Below are 16,400 nucleotides of genomic sequence, written 5' to 3' on the forward strand. Positions count from 1 at the left end.
ACGGAAGGTCCTAAGCCTCCTACGGGAACTCCGTCAGCCCGCCCAAGGCCACGTAGGGCAGGAAGCCAAGCTCCAGGGCGCGCTGTTCCGCCCAAGCCTTGGCCTCGAGGCTTGGGGCCACATCCAGGCTCAAGGCGGGAAGCCCCCGGCTTCGGAAGGGCCAGACGGGGCTCGGGTCGGCCAGGCTGGGCCTTCCGGCGGCGTCCAGGGAGAGGCCCGAATAGACGACCCCATCTAGGTAACGGGCGGTGCGCCGCAAGACCCGGAAGCCCCGGTGTTGCAGGAAAAGGGCCCCGGGTTCGGCCTGGCGTAAGCCTCGCACCAAGGCGGCTAGGGCGGGGATTTTCTCCGGGTAAAGATCGGCCAGGTCCAGCCCGTCCAGGAAGAAGCCTTCAAACCCCAAGGCGAGCAGCCGGGCCGCCTCGGCCCGCACGTAGGCCCGCCAAGCGGGGGACGCAGGGTCCATGAGGAGGGCGTCCGGCGCGTAGGGGTTGGGTCCCAAAGCGGCGTGCTGCCACCCTCGGGCTTCCGCCTCCTTTTGGGGAACCACCCCCAGGGGCAGGTAGGCCACCACCTTCGTTCCCCCCTCCTTGAGCCCTCGCACCAGGTCCAAGGGGGCTTCCCGGGCCAAGACCACCAGGTCGTACGCCCGGAGGCGGGCAAGGGTTTTGGGATCTCCCCCGTAGTAAAGCGCCCAGCGCTTAAGCCCTTGGAGGCGGCTTGGAATGGGGGGAAGGGCCGCTTCCCGGGCCCGCACCTCTGCGGTTAGGGCCTCGAGGTCCTGCGGGGCCTGGAGGAAGACCAGGTAGCCGTAATTGCCCGGGGAGTGGAAGCTTCCCCCCATGGGCCAGAGGGTGTACTCCTGGGCACTCGGGTGGCCGCGGCCCACCTTGAGTTGCCACAGGCTCCCGGGCTTGGGGGGAGGAAGGGCTTCCCCGAAGGGGATGCGCAGGGCCGCCCACCACCCCCCCGGGAACGTCCCGGTCCGGGCCTCGTAGGAAAGGGGAGCGGTGTAGCGCCGGAAGCGCACGCCCTTGGGGTTCACCGCCAGGTGCAGGTCCGGGGCCTCCTCGTCAAAGGGGTCCCACCGCAGGAAGACCTCGAGGGTATCGTCCTGCCACCACTCGGGGTCGTCCGGGCCCCGCTCCGCCTTGGGCGGCGCCTCCTGCTCCAGGCGGGCCAGCACGTACAAGGCCTCGCCGTCGTAGGCCACCTGGAAGCTCCCGGGAAAGCGGGCGGTTTCGGGGGGGTACGTGGTGGTGAGGCGAAGGGAATAGACGGGAAGCCCCGGGTAGCTTTCCACGCCCCAGGGGCCTTGCGGGCGGGGCAGGGCTTGGGCCACCACCACCCTTTGGGCCAAGGCCAATCCACCCAGGGTCAATAGGGCTAGCAAAATTCGGAGCATGGATTCACTATAGCCCCTTAGCGCCTGGGGTCCAGCCGGTCCCTTAGCCCGTCCCCCAAGAGGTTGAAGCCGAGCACCGCCAGGGTGAGGGCGAGCCCCGGCACCAAGGCGGGGAAAGGGGAGAGGGGCAGGAAGCTTTGCGCCTCCCGGAGCATCCGCCCCAGGCTCGGGGCGGGGGGCTGGACGCCGAGGCCCAGGTAGGAAAGGGCGGCCTCGGCCAGGAGGGCGGCGGCGAAGGCCAGGCTGGCCTGGACGAGGAGGGGCCCGAGGAGGTTCGGCAGGAGGTGGCGGAGGAGGATCCGCCCCCTCGAGGCCCCCAAGGCCACGGCCGCCTCCACAAACGGGGCGCTCCGGAGGCTTAAGGCGTAGGCCCGGGCCAGGCGGAAGAAGGCGGGCACCATGGAAAGCCCCACGGCCAGCATGCTGCTCAGGGCCCCAGGCCCGAGGAGGGCGGCGAAGAGGAGGGCGAGGAGAAGCCCGGGGAGGGCGTAAAGCGCCTCCATCAGGAGGCTAAGCGCCCCGTCCCATGGCCCCGCCAAATAGCCGGCGAAAAGGCCCAAGGCCACCCCCAGGGTAAACCCCACCCCCACGGCGATGCCGCCCACCCAGAGGGCGTTTTTGGCCCCGTGGAGGACCCTCGCCAGGAGGTCCCGGCCCAAGGGGTCGGTGCCCAGGGGGTGCTCGGGGGAAGGGGGGCTCAGGCGGCGGAGGAAGTCGGGGGCGTTGGGGTCCACGGGGTAGAGGAAGGAGGCGAGGGCCAGGAGGAGGAAGAGGCCCACCAGGAGGCACCCCAGGAGGAGGCTTGGGCTACGCATACTCCACCCTCGGGTCCAAAAGCCCGTAGAGGAGGTCCACCAAGACGTTGAAGAGCACGATGAGGGCCGCCATGGTGAGGACCAGGCCCTGGAGGAGGGGGTAGTCCCGGGCCTCCAGGGCGGTGAGGGCCAGGCTCCCCAGGCCCGGCAGGGCGAAGACCGCCTCCACCACCACCGCCCCCGTGAGGAGGAAGCCCCCCTCGAGGCCGAGCAGGGTGACCAGGGGAAGGCTTGCCGGCTTCAGGGCGTGCTTGAGGAGGACGGAAGGCTCCGGCACCCCCTTGGCCCGGGCGGTGCGGATGTAGTCCTGGGAAAGCACCTCCAGGAGGCTCGCCCGGGCCATGCGGAACAGGATGGCGGCCCGGGAAAGGGCCAGGGTGAGGGCGGGGAGGAGGAGGTGGCGGAGGGCCTCCCTGGGGCTCGCCCAGCCCGGGAAGCCGCTTGCGGGCAGGAGCGGGAGATGGACGGCGAAGAGGTAAAGGAAGACCACCCCCAAAAAGAACGTGGGGAGGGACTGCAGGACGGTCACAAGGCCGCTTAGGGCAAGGTCCAAAGGGGGAAAGCGCACCGCAAGGAGCGCCAAGGGGAGGGCCAAGGCCAAGGCCCCCAAAAGCCCCAGGAAGACCAGGGCCAAGGACAGGGAAAGCCGCTCCTCTAGGAGTTCCGCCACGGGCTTGCCGTAGCGGATGGACTCCCCCAGGTCCATGCGGGCAAGCCCCCCGAGCCAGTCCAGGTAGCGCGCCAGGGGGGGCTTGTCCAGACCCAAGGACCTCTCCAGGGCCGCCCGGGCCTCGGGGGAGGCCTCGAGGCCCAGGATGGCCTGCACCGGATCCCCAGGCAGGAGGAGGAGGGAGGCGAAGACCAAGGTGGCGGCAAGCCAAAGGGTGGCCAGGGCGAGGAGGAGGCGCCTTAAGAGGAAGCCCCGCATCTAGCGCGCCAGGTAGACCCGGGTCACGTTGAGGCTCGGGGTGGGCTGGTTCTGCCACCAGCCCATCACCTCCCGGCGCATGGCGGCGATGTAGGGGGCGTTCATCACCCAGACGTTCACCGCGTCCTGGGCCAGGAGGCGTTGCATTTCCTTCATGAGCTCACAGGCCCGGTTGGGGTCGGGGGTGCGCAGGTACTGGGTGTAAAGCTCCCGGAAGCGAGGGGAGTCGTAGCGGAAGTAGTAGCTCGGGTTGGCGTATATCCCGATGTCGTGGGGCTCGGAGTGGCCGATGATGGTCATCTGGTAGTCCGCCCCGCGGAAGACCCGGGAAAGCCAGGTGGCCCACTCCACCACCTCCAGCCGGGCCTGGACCCCGATCTGGCCCAGCTGGGCGGCGATGGCCTCCCCGAGCCGCCGCTCATAGGGGTAAGGGGCCGCCAAGGTGAAGGTGAAGCGCAAGGGGTTATTGGGCCCGTACCCCGCCTCCTGCAAAAGGGCCCGGGCCCGGGCGGGGTCGTAGGGGTAGAAGCCGGAGAGGTCTTCGTAGCACCGCTCTCCCGGCGAGCGGTGGCTGCCGATGGGGGTGCCATAGCCCAGCATCACCCCCTCCACCAGGGCCTTCTTGTCCACGGCGTGCTGCATGGCCCGGCGCACCCGGAGGTCGTTGAAGGGGGGGCGGCTGTTGTTCATGCCCACGGTGATCTCCGTGGTGGTGAAGCCCGTGACCACCTTGAAGGCGGGGTCCCGCTGCAACACCAGGGCGTTTTCCGGGCTCACCCCCAGGCCGATCACGTGGATGTCCCCGGCCCGGAGGGCGGCGAGCTGGGCGTTCGGGTCGGGGAGGAAGCGGAAGAAGACCCGGTCCAGGTAGGGAAGGCCGGGCTCGTAATAGCCGTCAAAGCGCTCCAACCGCACCCCCACCCCCCGCTCCCAAGCCACGAAGCGGAAGGGTCCGGTGCCGATGGGGTTCGTGCGCTGCTCCTCCACCCGCCCTTTGGGCCCGATGACGGAGTCGGGGCGGGCCAGGTTGAAGAGGAAGTCCTGGTTGGGCTGGCGCAGGCGGAAGACCACGGTGTAGGGGTCCTTGGCCTCCACGCTTTGGATGTCCTGGTAGTACTCGGGGTGGGTGTGGCCGGACTTGGGGTCCCGGGCGCGGGTGAACTTGAAGACCACGTCCTCGGCGGTGAAGGGGCTCCCGTTGTGAAAGCGTACCCCCTTGCGCAGGTAGAAGGTCCAGGTGAGGCTCGTGGGGCTTCCCTGCCAGCGCTCCGCCAGGGCGGGCACGATCTCCCCCTTCTCATTGAACTTCACCAGGCCCTGGAGGACGTTGTCGTAGAGCATCCGGGGAATCTCCTGGCTGGTGGAAGCCGTGGGGTCCAGGACCGGGGGTTCGGCCAGGATGGCCACCCTTAGCTCCCCGCCCCGGGTCTGGGCCAGGGCTAGGCCCAACAGCAGCACCAAAGCCAGCCACTTTCGCATGGGGACCTCCTTTGGCCTAAACTTACCACGCCTACTCCAGGAAGAGCACGGCCAAGGCGGCGTAGACCCGGGCCGCCTGAACCACCTCCTCCAGGTCCACCCACTCGTCCGTCTGGTGGGGAAGGGTCTTCTTCCCCGGACCCATGACCACCACGGGCAGGCCGGCCCAGGCCCTTAGGAAGGTGCCGTCCGTGGCCCCGGGCACCCCGCCCAGGCGGAAGGGAAGGCCCAGGAGTTGGAGGGCTTCCTCCGCCGCCTGGACCAGGGGGTCTTCCCGAGGGGTTTCCACGGGGGGGCGGTCCTCGAGGACCTCCACCTCCACCCCGGCAAGCCGGCGGACCTCGGCTACCAGATGGTCGTGGTCCATCCCCGGCACGGTGCGCACGTCCAGGGCCACCTCCGCCCAGGGTGGGATCACGTTGAGCTGCCCCTCCCCGGCGCTGGCCAGGAAGCGGGTGGGGGTGAGGTAGGGAAGGCCCAAATAGGGGTGGGAGAAGGCCTCCTGCCAACGGCCTTCCTGCTCCGCAAGCCCCACCAGGAAGCGGGCCGCCTTGGGGATGGGGTTGTCCCCGGCGTAGGGCATGGCCCCGTGGGCCATGCGCCCGGGGAAGCGGAGCCTGAGGCGCAGGGCTCCCTTCTGCCAGAGGCAGGCCTCCATCTCCTCGGGCTCGGCCACCACCGCTCCCCGGAAACCCCGGGCCAGGCCCCCTTGCACGAAGGTCTTGACCCCCTGCATCATTCCCTCCTCGTCCACCAGGGCGGCCAGGCGCAGGGGGCGCCTGGGCTTTCCCAGGACCCGCTTCACCGCCAAAAGGGCCCCCACCAGGGCGGCCAGGCCTCCCTTCATGTCGCAGGCTCCCCGGCCGTAGAGGCGCCCTCCTTCCACCACCCCGGCGTAGGGGGGATGGGTCCAGAGGGCCTCCTCCCCGGGGGTGACCACGTCCGTGTGGCCCTCGAGGATAAGCCCCCCTTTCCCTTCCCCCAGGTCCGCCACCAGGTTGGGCCTTCCCGGGGCCACCCCTTGCCGAAAGGGGGCTAGGCCCCTTGCCCGCAGGTACTCTTCCAGGAAGGCCACCACCCCTTCCTCCCCCGGCCCCGGGTAGTGGCTGGGGATCCGCACCAGGGCCTGGGCCAGGGCCATGACCTCCTTAGCCTCCACCGCCTCCGCCGCCAGGAGGGCGCGGCTCATCCCCTCACCACCTTTCCACCACCACCTTTCTTTGGGTGTAGAAGAGGAAGGCATCGGGCCCGTGGGGGTGGAGGTCGCCGAAGAAGGAGTTCCGCCAGCCGGAGAAGGGGTAGAAGGCGAAGGGCTGGGCCACGCCCACGTTCACCCCCACCATGCCCGCCTGGACCCTTTCCCGGAACTCCCGGGCCGCCCGGCCGCTGGCGGTGAAAAGGCAGGCCATGTTGCCGTAGGGAACGGCGTTGGCCTGGGCGATGGCCTCCTCCAGGGTCCCCACGCGGCTTACCCCCAGGACCGGGCCGAAGATCTCCTCCCGCCCCACGGCCATCCCCGGGGAGACCCGGTCCAGGACTGTGGGGCCCAGGAAGAAGCCCGGGCCCTCCACGCCCCTCCCGTCCAGGGCCAGCCTGGCCCCCTCCTCGAGGCCCCTTTGGATGTAGCCCACCACCTTCTTGCGGTGTTCCTCCCGGATCAGGGGGCCCACCTGCACGCCCTCCTCCCAGCCCGGGCCCACCTTAAGCCTCCGGGCCGCCTCCACCACCCGCTCCAGAAGTTCTTCCCCCACCGCCCCCACCCCCACGGCCACGCTCCCCGCCAGGCACCTTTCCCCGGCGTTGCCGAAGGCGGAGTTGAGGATGGCGGGGATGGCCAGGTCCAGGTCGGCGTCGGGGAGGACGATAAGGTGGTTCTTGGCCCCCCCGGCGGCGGAGACCCGTTTGCCGTGCTGGGCGGCCAGGGCGTAGATGCGGCGGGCCACCCCTTCCGAGCCCACGAACTGCACCGCCTTCACCCCGGGGTGGGCCGCCAGGGCCTCCGCCGCCTCCTTCCCCCCGTGGACCAGGTTGAGGACCCCTTCGGGGAAGCCCGCCTCCAGGAAGAGCTCCGTCAGGCGCACCGCTCCCAGGGGGGTGCGCTCCGAGGGTTTGAGGACGAAGGTGTTCCCCGCCACCACGGCGATGGGGAACATCCAGAGGGGGATCATCACCGGGAAGTTGAAGGGGGGGATGCCGGCCACCACGCCCAGGGGGTAGTGGAAGAGGTTTTGGTCTATCCCAGGGTTCACCTCCCGCAGGGTGCGGCCCTGGAGGAGGGTGGGGGCGGAGAGGGCAAAGTCCACCACCTCAATGCCCCGCCGCACCTCTCCCCGGGCCTCCTCCAGGGTCTTGCCGTGGTGGAGGGTGACCAGGCGGGCCAGCTCCTCAAAGTGCCCCTCCAAAAGCTCCTTGAAGCGGAACATGAGCCGGACCCGCTCTAGAAGCGGGGTGCGGCTCCAGGTGGTGAAGGCCCTTTCCGCCGCGGCCACCGCCTCCGCCACCTCTTCCTCCCCGCACAGGGGCACCTCCTCCAGCACCTCCCCGGTGGCGGGGTTGTAGACGGGCAGGGTGGGCCGGGAAGCCTCCCGCCAGGTGCCACCCATGAGGTTTTTGAGCATGCTTTCCTCCTTTGGTCCCCATCTTCCTCCTGAGGACTGGGGATTGCAAGCCGGGCCTTTGCACCTGGAGTGGGGGGGCGTAGTATGGGGGCAAAGTCTATGGACTACCGGAGCCTTTTTGACCTCAGGGGCCAGGTGGCCCTGGTGGTGGGGGCGGCCTCGGGGATCGGCCGGGCCTCGGCCGAGGCCCTGGCCGCCTTCGGGGCCAGGGTGGTGCTGGCGGACCGGGACGAGAAGGGCTTGGAGGAGGCCTTGAAGGCCATCCTGGAGGCCGGGGGCCAGGCGGAGGCCCACCCCATGGACCTGGGGGACAAGGAGGCCGCGGCCCGCCTGGTGGAGGGGGTGGTGCAGGCCCACGGCCGCCTGGACACCCTGGTCTCCACCCCGGCCATCAACGTGCGCAAGCCCCTCCTGGACTACACCGAGGAGGAGGTGGACCGGGTGGTGGACCTAAACCTGAAGGGTACCCTCCGTCTCCTCCAGGCCGGGGGCAGGGCCATGCGGGCCCAGGGTGGGGGTAGCCTCATCGCCTTCGCCTCCATCCGGGCCCTGGTGGTGGAGCCGGGCCAGGGGGTCTATGCCGCCACCAAGGCGGGAATCCTGCAGCTTATCCGCGCCCTGGCCGCGGAGCTTGGGCCCTACGGGGTCAGGGCCAACGCCGTGGCCCCGGGGCCCATTGAGACCCCCCTCACCGCTCCCATCAAGGCCCATCCCGACTGGTACCGGGCGTATGCAGGGAAGACGGCCCTAGGCCGCTGGGGGAAGCCCGAGGAGGTGGCCATGGCCGTGGTCTACCTGGCCTCCCCCGCTTCCAGCTACGTCACCGGCACCCTTTTCCTGGTGGACGGAGGGTGGACGGCGGTGGACGGGCGGTTCACCCCACCCCTTTGAGCCTAGGTCTTGACCCTGCTTCTGGGGAAAACGTAGGATTGGCCACAAGGGTCTTCAACCCGGAGAGGAGGCGGTATGCGGCGTTGGCTTTTGGGGTTTGCGATGCTTTTGGGGTTGGCCTTTGCCCAGGACCGGACCCAGGTCCTGGTCTATGGCGGGGACTGGACGGACCTCATCACCCTGGACCCGCAGGTGGTTTACGAGTTCACCGGGGTGATGATCGCCGACAATCTCTATGAGACCCTGGTGCGCTTTGAGGGCAACGACCTTTCCACCCTCCGCCCGGGCCTGGCCGAGAGCTGGCGGGTGGAGCGTGGGACCACGGACTGGGTCCTCACCTTCAAGCTCCGTCGGGGAAGCAAGTTCTCCACGGGGCGGGAGGTAACGGCCAAGGACGTGGTCTTCAGCTTTGAGCGGGCCCTGGCCTTGAAGGGCCCGGGCTCCTTCCTCTTCACCGACATCGCCCAGCTCAAGCCTGGCGCCACCAAGGCCCTGGACCCCTATACCGTGGAGGTGCGCATCCCCAAGACCGCCTCCCCCCAGTCCTTCCTCTCCATCCTCACCTTCACCATCGGGGGCATCGTGGACTCGGAGGAGGCCCAAAAGAACGCCAAGGGAGGCGACTTCGGCAAGGACTTCCTCACCAACAACTCCGCGGGCTCCGGGCCTTACCGCTTGGTGCGCTGGGACCGGGGGAACCAGGTGATCCTCGAGGCCAACCCCCACGCCCGGGTTAAGCCCAAGGTCCAGCGGGTGGTCCTGCGCTACATCCAGGAGCCGGCGGTGCTCCGTACGGCCCTGGAGTCCGGCGAAATAGACATCGCCGAGGGGCTCACCCCTGAGGCCCTGCGGGCCATCGCCGCCAACCCCCGCTTCAAGGTGGTGCGGGCCGAGACCCTGCGCCTCCAGTACCTGGCCATGAACATGAAGGCAGGAAGCCCCTTTGCCAACCCCAAGGTGCGGGAGGCGGTGCGCTGGGCGGTGAACCAGGACGAGCTGGTCCAGGGGCTTTTGCAGGGCAACGCCATCAAGGTCCAGACCTTCATCCCCAAGGGCCTCCTCGGCCACAACCCCACGACGCCCTACCGGTACGACCCCGAACGGGCCAGGAGGCTCCTGGCGGAGGCGGGCTACCCCCAGGGGCTGGAGTTTGAGCTTCTGGCCAGCACCGGTATCTGTGGCGGTGGGGTCCCCTGCCCGGACGTGGCCGCTAAGCTCCAGGCCGACATGGCCAAGGCCGGCCTGCGGGCCAGGATCCGCACCATCGCCAACGCCGAGCTTCTGGCCACCTACCGGGCCCAGAACCACCAGATGGTCCTGGCGGGCTGGAGCCCCGACTTCCCCGACCCCGATGGCAACGCCACCCCCTGGTCGGATTTTGGTGCCCGCTCCCTGGCCTGGCGCAACAGCTACAATGACGAGGTGGCGGCCAAGCTGGCCCGGCAGGCGGCCCTCGAGGCCGATCCCGAAAAGCGCAGGGCCCTCTACAAAATCCTCACCGAGAAGGTCCTGCGGGAGGGGCCCTATGTGGTCCTCTACCAGCCTGCCCTTCCCATAGGCCTCTCCGCCAAAGTGGAGGGGTTCCTGAAGAACCCCATGATGTCCGTTCCCCTGTGGCAGGTGGGCAAGCAGCCCTAGGCCTTTGGGGTATAGTGAAGCCCGTGGCCTCCTGCCGCGGGCTTTTCCTATGGGCGCCTATATCCTGAAAAGGCTTTTTTTGGTCCTCTTCGTGGGGGTAGGGATCACCTTCGTCACCTTTGTCATCGCCCAGGTCATCCCCATTGACCCGGCGGTGGCCGCCCTAGGCGAAAATGCTCGTGAGGAGCAGATCCGGGAGTTCCGGGAGCGCTACGGCTTGGACAAGCCCCTCCTGGTGCAGTACGGCCTCTACCTGCAACGGCTTTTACAACTGGACCTGGGGCGCTCCTTGCGCACGGGCCGCCCCGTGGCGGAAGACCTTAAGGAGTTCTTCCCCGCCACCCTGGAGCTCTCCTTGGCGGCCTTTTTGGTCGCCGTTTGCTTGGGCCTGCCCGCCGGGATCTGGGCCGCCTTGCGGCAAAACCGCGCCCCGGACTTGCTGGTGCGCCTCATGGCCCTGCTCCTGGGCTCCACCCCGGTCTTCTTCCTGGCCATCCTCCTCCTGGAGTTGCTCCACCGGAAGCTGGGGCTACTTCCCGGACCTGGCCGGCTGGACCCCTATCTCATCCCCCCACCCCCGGTGACCGGCATGGTCACCTTGGATGCCCTCCTGGCCCGGGACTGGGTGGCCTTCCGCGATGCCCTCCACCACCTGGTCCTGCCCGCCTTCGTCCTGGGCTCAGCCTCTGCCGCCCTCCTGGCCCGCATGGTGCGGGCGGCCATGCTGGAGGTGCTCTCCCAGGACTACATCCGTACCGCCTGGGCCAAGGGTCTTGCCGAGAGGCAGGTGGTCTTCCGGCACGCCCTTAAAAACGCGGCCCTCCCTGTCCTCACCCTTCTGGGTGGGCTCATGGGGGGGTTGCTCTCCGGGGCCGTGCTCACGGAGACCATCTTCTCCTGGCCGGGATTGGGGCGGTACGTCACCCAGTCGGCCACCAGCCTGGACTTCCCGGCGGTCATGGGGGTGACCCTTTTGGTGGGGCTGGTCTACTCCCTCCTGAACCTCCTGGTGGACCTCTTCTACGCCCTCTTGGACCCGAGGATCCGCTATGCGTAAGCTCCTGCGCCGCTTCTTCCGCAACCCCGGGGCGGTCCTGGGGTTGGGGCTTCTCCTTGCCCTTCTTCTCCTTGCCCTCCTCGGGCCTTCCTTGGCCAAGGACCCCCTGGAGCAAAACCTCCTGGAGCGCCTGAAACCCCCTAGCCCTGAGCACCCCTTGGGCACGGACCAGCTGGGGCGGGACGTCTGGGCCCGGGTGGTCCATGGGGCCCGCATCAGCCTGGGGGTTGGCTTTGGGGTGGTCTTCCTGGCCAGCCTCCTGGGTACGGCGGTGGGCCTGCTGGCGGGGGGGCTTGGGGGGAGGTGGGACAACCTCCTCATGCGGCTCACCGACATCTTTTTTGCCTTTCCTTCCCTCATTTTGGCCATGGCCATCGCCGCCGCCCTGGGGCCCAACCTGGTGAACACGGTGATCGCCGTGGCCCTGGTCACCTGGCCCATCTACGCCCGCCTGGTTCGGGCCCAGGTCCTGGCCCTGAGGGAGCGAGAGTTTGTGGAGGCGGCCAGGGCCCTGGGGGCGGGTTCAGGCCGCATCCTCCTGCGCCACCTGTTGCCCAACGCCCTCACCCCTGTTCTAGTCCAGGCCAGCTACGAGGTGGGGGCGGCCATCCTAACGGCGGCGGGCCTTTCCTTTATCGGCTTTGGAGCCCAGCCCCCTACCCCGGAGTGGGGGGCCATGGTGGCCGAGACCCGCAACTACATGGCCGAGGCCCCCTGGGCGGCCACCGCACCCGCGGTGGGCATCCTTCTCGCCGTGCTGGCCTTCAACCTCCTGGGGGATGGGCTGAGGGACGTGTTGGACCCCAGGGGGCGCTAGCCCACCCGCCTCCCCCCCAGGTAGACGGCCTGGACCCGCAGGTCTTCGTCCAGCACCACCAGGTCCGCCCGCTTGCCCACGGCGATCTCCCCCCGGTCGGGAAGGCCCAGGTAGCGGGCGGGGTAGAGGCTGAGCCGCCAGGCCGCCTCCTCCAGGGAAACCCCCCAGGCCACCAGCCGCCGCAGGGCCTCGTCCATGGTGAGGGCACTCCCCGCCAGGGAATCCCCCCGCCACACCCCCTCCCCCCGCTTGACCACCCGCCCCTCCCCCAGGGGATACTCCCCGTCGGGCATGCCCGCGGCCGCCACCGCGTCCGTGACGAAGTAGAGCCCGGGGATGGCCCTGAGGGCCAGCCGGAGGACGGCGGGGTGCACGTGGAGGCCATCGGGGATGAGCTCCGCCCACGCTCCCCGCTCCAGGGCCAGGCCCACCACCCCGGGCTCCCGGTGGTGCAGGCCGGTCATGGCGTTGTAGAGGTGGGTGAAGCCGGAGGCCCCCGCCTCCAGGGCGGCCAGGGCCTCCCCGTAGGTGGCGGCGGTGTGGCCCAGCTGGACCCGGACTCCCCTCTCGGCCAGGAGGCGGATGAGGTCCAGGGCCCCGGGGAGCTCGGGGGCCAGGGTGAGGACGCGCACGGGGGCGAGGGAGAGGAGGCGCTGGGCCACCTCCGGGTCTGGGGGAAGGGGGAAGGGGGGCTGGGCCCCCAGGCGCTTGGGGTTGAGGAAGGGGCCTTCCAGATGGGCGCCCAGGATGGCCTCGCCCAGGGGGCCTTTCATGGCCTCCTGGATGGCCAGGAGGGCGCTTTCCAGGTGGGGTAGGGGTGCGGTGAGGGTGGTGGGGAGGAGGCCGGTGGTGCCGTGGCGGAGGTGGAAGGCGGCGGTGCCCTCCACGCCCTCCCTGCCGGCCATTACCTCGTATCCTCCGCCCCCATGCACGTGGAGGTCCAGGAAGCCGGGGAGGATGAGGGGGCCTTCCACAGGGGCTTCCTCCAGGGCCTCTATGCGCTCGGTGAAGCGGATGCGGCCCCGCATCCATCCTTGGGGGAGGAGAAGCAGGCCTTCTAGCACCCCGGCCATCCTTTCGCTAGCCTATCCCCTAGGCTAAGGGAATGGAGCCTTCTCTAGACCCCAGGTTCTTAGAGGCCCTGCGGAGGCTTCTCCCGGACCAGTCCACCCCCTTTTACGCCTACGACTGGACCCGGGTGGTGGTCCAGGTGGCCCGCATGCGGCGGGCCTTCCCCTTCGCCCGCCTCCTCTACGCCCTAAAGGCCAACCCACGCCTGGGCCTGCTCCGCCGGCTTCGGGGTTTGGGCCTGGGGGCGGAAGCGGTCTCCTTGGGCGAGGTTTTGCGGGCCTACCGGGCGGGGTTTGGACCCGAGGAAGTGGTCTGGAATGGCCCGGTGAAACCCGTGGAGGCCCTTTTGGCCCTGCGGGAACGTTCGCCGGTGGTGGTCCTGGACTCGGAGGGGGACATTTTGCGGGTGGCCCGCCACCTGCCCCAGGCCCGGGTCCTCCTCCGGGTGAACCCGGACCTTCCCGTGCGCACCCACGGCCACCTGGCCACGGGCAGGGGGGAGAGCCAGTTTGGCGTCCTGCCCGAGGCGGTGCCGGGGCTTGTGCAGGCCATTCGCCAGCGGGGGCTTGGGTTTTTGGGGCTCCACCTTCACTTGGGCTCGGCCCTGGACAGGGTGGAGGACTTCCTCCAGGGCTACCGGGTGCTGGAGGCCCTCTTCCCCCAGGTGGGGCCGGTGGCGGTGCTGGACCTTGGGGGTGGGTTTGGCTTGGGGCTGGACCTCGAGGCCCTCTCCCACCCCATGCAGGCGCTTGCCCGCCTGTACGGCGCCCAGGTCTGGCTGGAGCCGGGCCGCTTCCTCCTGGCCGAGGCCGGGGTGCTGGTGGTGCGGGTGGTGGGCCTGAAGGAGACCCGGCGGCGCTACCTCCTCCTGGACGGGGGGATGACTGCCCTGCTCCGCCCCGCCCTGTATGGCGCCCGCCACCCGGTCCTGCCCCTATACGCTTCCCAAGCGGAAGGGGAGTTTGACCTGGCAGGCCCCGCCTGCGAGGCGGGGGACGTGCTGGCCCGGGGCGTGCGCCTTCCCGTGCCCAAGGAGGGGGATGCCCTCGCCCTCCTGCAGGCCGGGGCCTACGGGGGGAGCATGGCCCTCACCTACCTGGACACCCCCAGGCCCAAGGAGCTCCTCTGGACGGGGGAGGGGTGGGAGGTGTTGCGGGAGAGGGATGCACTAGAAAGCCTCTGGGCAAATGAGGGCTAGGCCTGCTTCAGGAGGCCAAAGAGGCCCCAGTGCTCCCGCAAGAGCTCCGGGTGCCACTGCACCCCCAGGAAGAAGGGGTGTCCCTCCAGGGCCACGGCTTCCACCAAACCGTCTGGGGCCGCGGCTAGCGGCTTCAGTCCCTGGCCCAAGGCCTTGATCCCCTGGTGGTGATAGGAGTTGACCCGGAAGGTTTCGGGGAAGAGGGTGTTCAGCGGGCTTGGTCCCACCTGGCGCACGGTGTGGGCCAGGGCCGGAGGAGGGCTTTTTTGGAAGTGCTGTACCCTGTTGGGCCCTTGGGCCTCGAGGTCCTGGTAGAGGCTTCCCCCCAGGGCCACGTTCATCACCTGCAGACCCCGGCAGACCCCCAGGGTGGGGAGGCCTTGGCTGGCGGCGTACCGGGCCAGGAAAAGCTCGTGGCCATCCCGTTCCGGGCTCACCTCCCCCAACCTGGGATGGGGCTCTTCCCCGTAGAGGAGGGGGTCCAGGTCCCCGCCCCCGGGCAGGAGGAGGCCGTCCAGATGGGGCAGGATGCGCTCCAGGGCCTCTGGGGGTTGCGGGGGCAGGAGGACATAGGCCAGGCCCTGGGCGGCCAGGGTTTCCAGGTAGGGCTCCAGCACGCCCCAAAACCTTGCCCTCATGACGCCCTCGCTCAGGCGGGACTGGGTGGCCACCCCAATGCGGCGCATTGCCTCAGTCTAGTCCAGACGGCTCCGGGACCTGCCTCCTTGACGGGAGGGGTGGGATGAGGGTATGGTGTGCTTACCGACCGGTCGGTGAGCCATGGTGACCACCACCCGCGACCGCATCCTGGAGGAGGCCGCAAAGCTCTTCACCGAGAAGGGCTACGAGGCCACCAGCGTTCAGGACATTGCCCAGGCCCTGGGCCTTTCCAAGGCGGCTTTGTACCACCACTTCCGCAGCAAGGAGGAGATCCTGGCCGAGATCAGCCTCCTGGCCCTGGAGGGCCTCCTCAGGGCAGGGGAGAAGGCCCTCGGGACCGAGGACCCCCGGGAGGCCCTCCGCCAGTTCATGGAGGCCCACGCCCGCTTCTTTGAGGAGAACTACGCCTTCTTCGTCACCATGCTCCAAGGCATCAAGAGCCTCTCCCCGGAAAACCGCGCCAGGACCGTGGCCCTGCGGGACCGGCACGAGGCTAACCTGCGGGAAATCCTGCGGCGGGGGATGGCCCAGGGGGTCTTCCGCCCCGTGGACGTGGCCTTGGCGGGACGGGCGGTGCTTTCCATGCTCAACTGGATGATCCGCTGGTTCCGCCCCGGGGGGCCCATGCGGGCTGAGGAGGTGGCCCGGGGGTACTTTGACCTGATCCTGAGGGGGCTTGAAGATGGAAGTACCTGAGCACAGGGAGATCCGCGAGCTGGCCCGGCGGTTTTTGGAAGAGGCACGGCCTCTTCTCTGGGAGTACGAGGCCAAGGAGGCCTTCCCCTGGCCCCTGGTGGAGCGGATGGCGGAGCTGGGGTTTTTGGGGGTCTTCGTCCCCGAGGCGCTAGGGGGGGCGGGCCTGGACTTTTGGGCCTACATCGCCCTCCTGGAGGAGCTTGGAGGGGTTTCCTCCCTTCGCTCTATCCTCTCCGTGCAGCAGAGCCTGGTCCTCACCCCCCTCCTCACCTTTGGCAAGGAGGCGCAGAAGCGGCGCTACGTTCCCAGGCTGGCCCGGGGAGAGATCCTCGGGGCCTTCGGCCTCACGGAGCCGGGTTCGGGCTCGGATGCGGCAAGCCTTCGGACCAGGGCCCATCGGGACGGGGCCTTTTACGTGCTGGAGGGGCAGAAGACCTTCATCTCCCACGCCAACGTGGCCGAGGTCTTCCTCATCTTCGCCAAGACCGATCCCCAGGCCGGGGCCCGGGGCATCACCTGCTTTTTGGTGGAACGGGGGGACGGGGTGAGGACCCAGCCCCTGAAGGGCAAGCTGGGCCTTCGGGCGGCGGACACCGGGGTGGTCTTCCTGGACGGGGTGCGGGTGCCCGAGGATCGGGTGCTGGGACGCGAAGGGGAGGGCTTCCGCATTGCCATGGCCACCCTGGATACCGGGCGCATCTCCCTGGCGGCGGGGGCGGTGGGGCTTATGCAGCGGGCCCTGGACCTCTCCTTGCGGTACACCCGGGAGCGGGAGCAGTTTGGCCGTCCTGTGGCCTCCTTCCAGCTCGTCCAAGGCCATCTGGCGGAGATGAAGCTGGACCTCGAGGCCAGCCGCCTCCTCACCTACCAGGCGGCCTGGAAGAAGCAGAAGGGGGAGCGGTACACCCTGGAGGCCAGTCTGGCCAAGCTCTACGCCTCCGAGGCCGCCAACCGGGTGGCCTACCGGGCCATCCAGGTCCACGGGGGGTACGGCTTCCTGGAGGAGTACGAGGTGGCCCGGCTTTACCGGGATGCCCGCATCCTCACCCTCTACGAGGGCACCAGCGAGGTGCAGCGGCTCATCATCGGGGCGCACCTCACGGGGATGAAGGGGTTTGCCTGAAGCA

Annotated in this window: 15 protein-coding genes; 7 read left to right on the top strand and 8 right to left on the bottom strand. The window is 69.2% G+C overall.

All coding sequences use genetic code 11. The features are described 5' to 3' along the window. Nucleotides 1-19: 19 nt before the first annotated feature. From B128_RS0109375 to B128_RS0109400, 6 genes are read right to left on the bottom strand one after another with little or no spacing between them, the layout of a single operon-like run. Nucleotides 20-1,405, bottom strand: coding sequence for an endo alpha-1,4 polygalactosaminidase (locus B128_RS0109375; RefSeq protein WP_156822419.1), 1,386 nt, complete (start codon nucleotides 1,403-1,405; stop codon nucleotides 20-22). Between the two features lie 17 nt (nucleotides 1,406-1,422). After that, nucleotides 1,423-2,220: an ABC transporter permease gene (locus B128_RS0109380; protein ID WP_018112014.1), complete on the bottom strand. Its 798-nt coding sequence runs from the start codon at nucleotides 2,218-2,220 to the stop codon at nucleotides 1,423-1,425. Continuing rightward, complete coding sequence (locus tag B128_RS0109385) at nucleotides 2,213-3,148, bottom strand: ABC transporter permease (RefSeq protein ID WP_018112015.1); 936 nt, start codon at nucleotides 3,146-3,148, stop codon at nucleotides 2,213-2,215. Before B128_RS0109385 ends, B128_RS0109380 begins: the two co-directional genes overlap by 8 nt. After that, nucleotides 3,149-4,627: an ABC transporter substrate-binding protein gene (locus B128_RS0109390; protein WP_018112016.1), complete on the bottom strand. Its 1,479-nt coding sequence runs from the start codon at nucleotides 4,625-4,627 to the stop codon at nucleotides 3,149-3,151. Nucleotides 4,628-4,658: 31 nt separating this feature from the next. After that, the gene (locus B128_RS0109395) at nucleotides 4,659-5,816 is read right to left on the bottom strand and encodes a M20 family metallopeptidase (protein ID WP_018112017.1); all 1,158 of its coding nucleotides are present in this window, start codon (nucleotides 5,814-5,816) and stop codon (nucleotides 4,659-4,661) included. A 4-nt stretch (nucleotides 5,817-5,820) separates the two neighbouring features. Then, nucleotides 5,821-7,245, bottom strand: a complete 1,425-nt coding sequence (locus tag B128_RS0109400) for a CoA-acylating methylmalonate-semialdehyde dehydrogenase (protein WP_018112018.1) — start codon at nucleotides 7,243-7,245, stop codon at nucleotides 5,821-5,823. 99 nt (nucleotides 7,246-7,344) lie between these two features. Between B128_RS0109400 and B128_RS0109405 the strand changes: the two genes are divergently transcribed. From B128_RS0109405 to nikC, 4 genes are all read left to right on the top strand, one after another. Then, nucleotides 7,345-8,136, top strand: a complete 792-nt coding sequence (locus B128_RS0109405; RefSeq protein ID WP_018112019.1) for an SDR family NAD(P)-dependent oxidoreductase — start codon at nucleotides 7,345-7,347, stop codon at nucleotides 8,134-8,136. Nucleotides 8,137-8,211: 75 nt separating this feature from the next. Continuing rightward, nucleotides 8,212-9,774 carry an ABC transporter substrate-binding protein gene (locus B128_RS0109410; protein ID WP_026175157.1) on the top strand — a complete coding sequence of 521 codons (1,563 nt, stop codon included), beginning with the start codon at nucleotides 8,212-8,214 and terminating at the stop codon, nucleotides 9,772-9,774. A gap of 49 nt (nucleotides 9,775-9,823) precedes the next feature. Then, nucleotides 9,824-10,831: an ABC transporter permease gene (locus B128_RS0109415; RefSeq protein WP_018112021.1), complete on the top strand. Its 1,008-nt coding sequence runs from the start codon at nucleotides 9,824-9,826 to the stop codon at nucleotides 10,829-10,831. Continuing rightward, a complete protein-coding gene (gene nikC / locus B128_RS0109420) occupies nucleotides 10,824-11,648 on the top strand; it encodes a nickel transporter permease (protein WP_018112022.1) in 825 nt (274 codons plus the stop codon). Before B128_RS0109415 ends, nikC begins: the two co-directional genes overlap by 8 nt. Here the strand turns inward: nikC and nagA are convergent. Then, complete coding sequence (gene nagA / locus B128_RS0109425; RefSeq protein WP_018112023.1) at nucleotides 11,645-12,721, bottom strand: N-acetylglucosamine-6-phosphate deacetylase; 1,077 nt, start codon at nucleotides 12,719-12,721, stop codon at nucleotides 11,645-11,647. The genes nikC and nagA overlap by 4 nt on opposite strands. A gap of 32 nt (nucleotides 12,722-12,753) precedes the next feature. On the opposite strand from nagA, the gene lysA reads away from it, so the two are divergent. Further along, nucleotides 12,754-13,917, top strand: a complete 1,164-nt coding sequence (gene lysA / locus B128_RS0109430; RefSeq protein WP_018112024.1) for a diaminopimelate decarboxylase — start codon at nucleotides 12,754-12,756, stop codon at nucleotides 13,915-13,917. On the opposite strand, the gene B128_RS0109435 is transcribed toward lysA, so the two are convergent. Then, nucleotides 13,914-14,603, bottom strand: a complete 690-nt coding sequence (locus B128_RS0109435; RefSeq protein WP_018112025.1) for a gamma-glutamyl-gamma-aminobutyrate hydrolase family protein — start codon at nucleotides 14,601-14,603, stop codon at nucleotides 13,914-13,916. The genes lysA and B128_RS0109435 overlap by 4 nt on opposite strands. A 94-nt stretch (nucleotides 14,604-14,697) precedes the next feature. On the opposite strand from B128_RS0109435, the gene B128_RS0109440 reads away from it, so the two are divergent. Next, nucleotides 14,698-15,273 (top strand): TetR/AcrR family transcriptional regulator, encoded by a 576-nt coding sequence (locus B128_RS0109440; RefSeq protein ID WP_018112026.1) that lies wholly within the window; start codon nucleotides 14,698-14,700, stop codon nucleotides 15,271-15,273. Beyond that, on the top strand, nucleotides 15,260-16,396 hold the full coding sequence (locus B128_RS0109445) for an acyl-CoA dehydrogenase family protein (protein WP_018112027.1): 1,137 nt from the start codon (nucleotides 15,260-15,262) through the stop codon (nucleotides 16,394-16,396). Before B128_RS0109440 ends, B128_RS0109445 begins: the two co-directional genes overlap by 14 nt. Nucleotides 16,397-16,400: the final 4 nt, after the last annotated feature.

Source organism: Thermus igniterrae ATCC 700962, from assembly GCF_000376265.1.
Classification (GTDB): Bacteria; Deinococcota; Deinococci; order Deinococcales; family Thermaceae; genus Thermus; species Thermus igniterrae.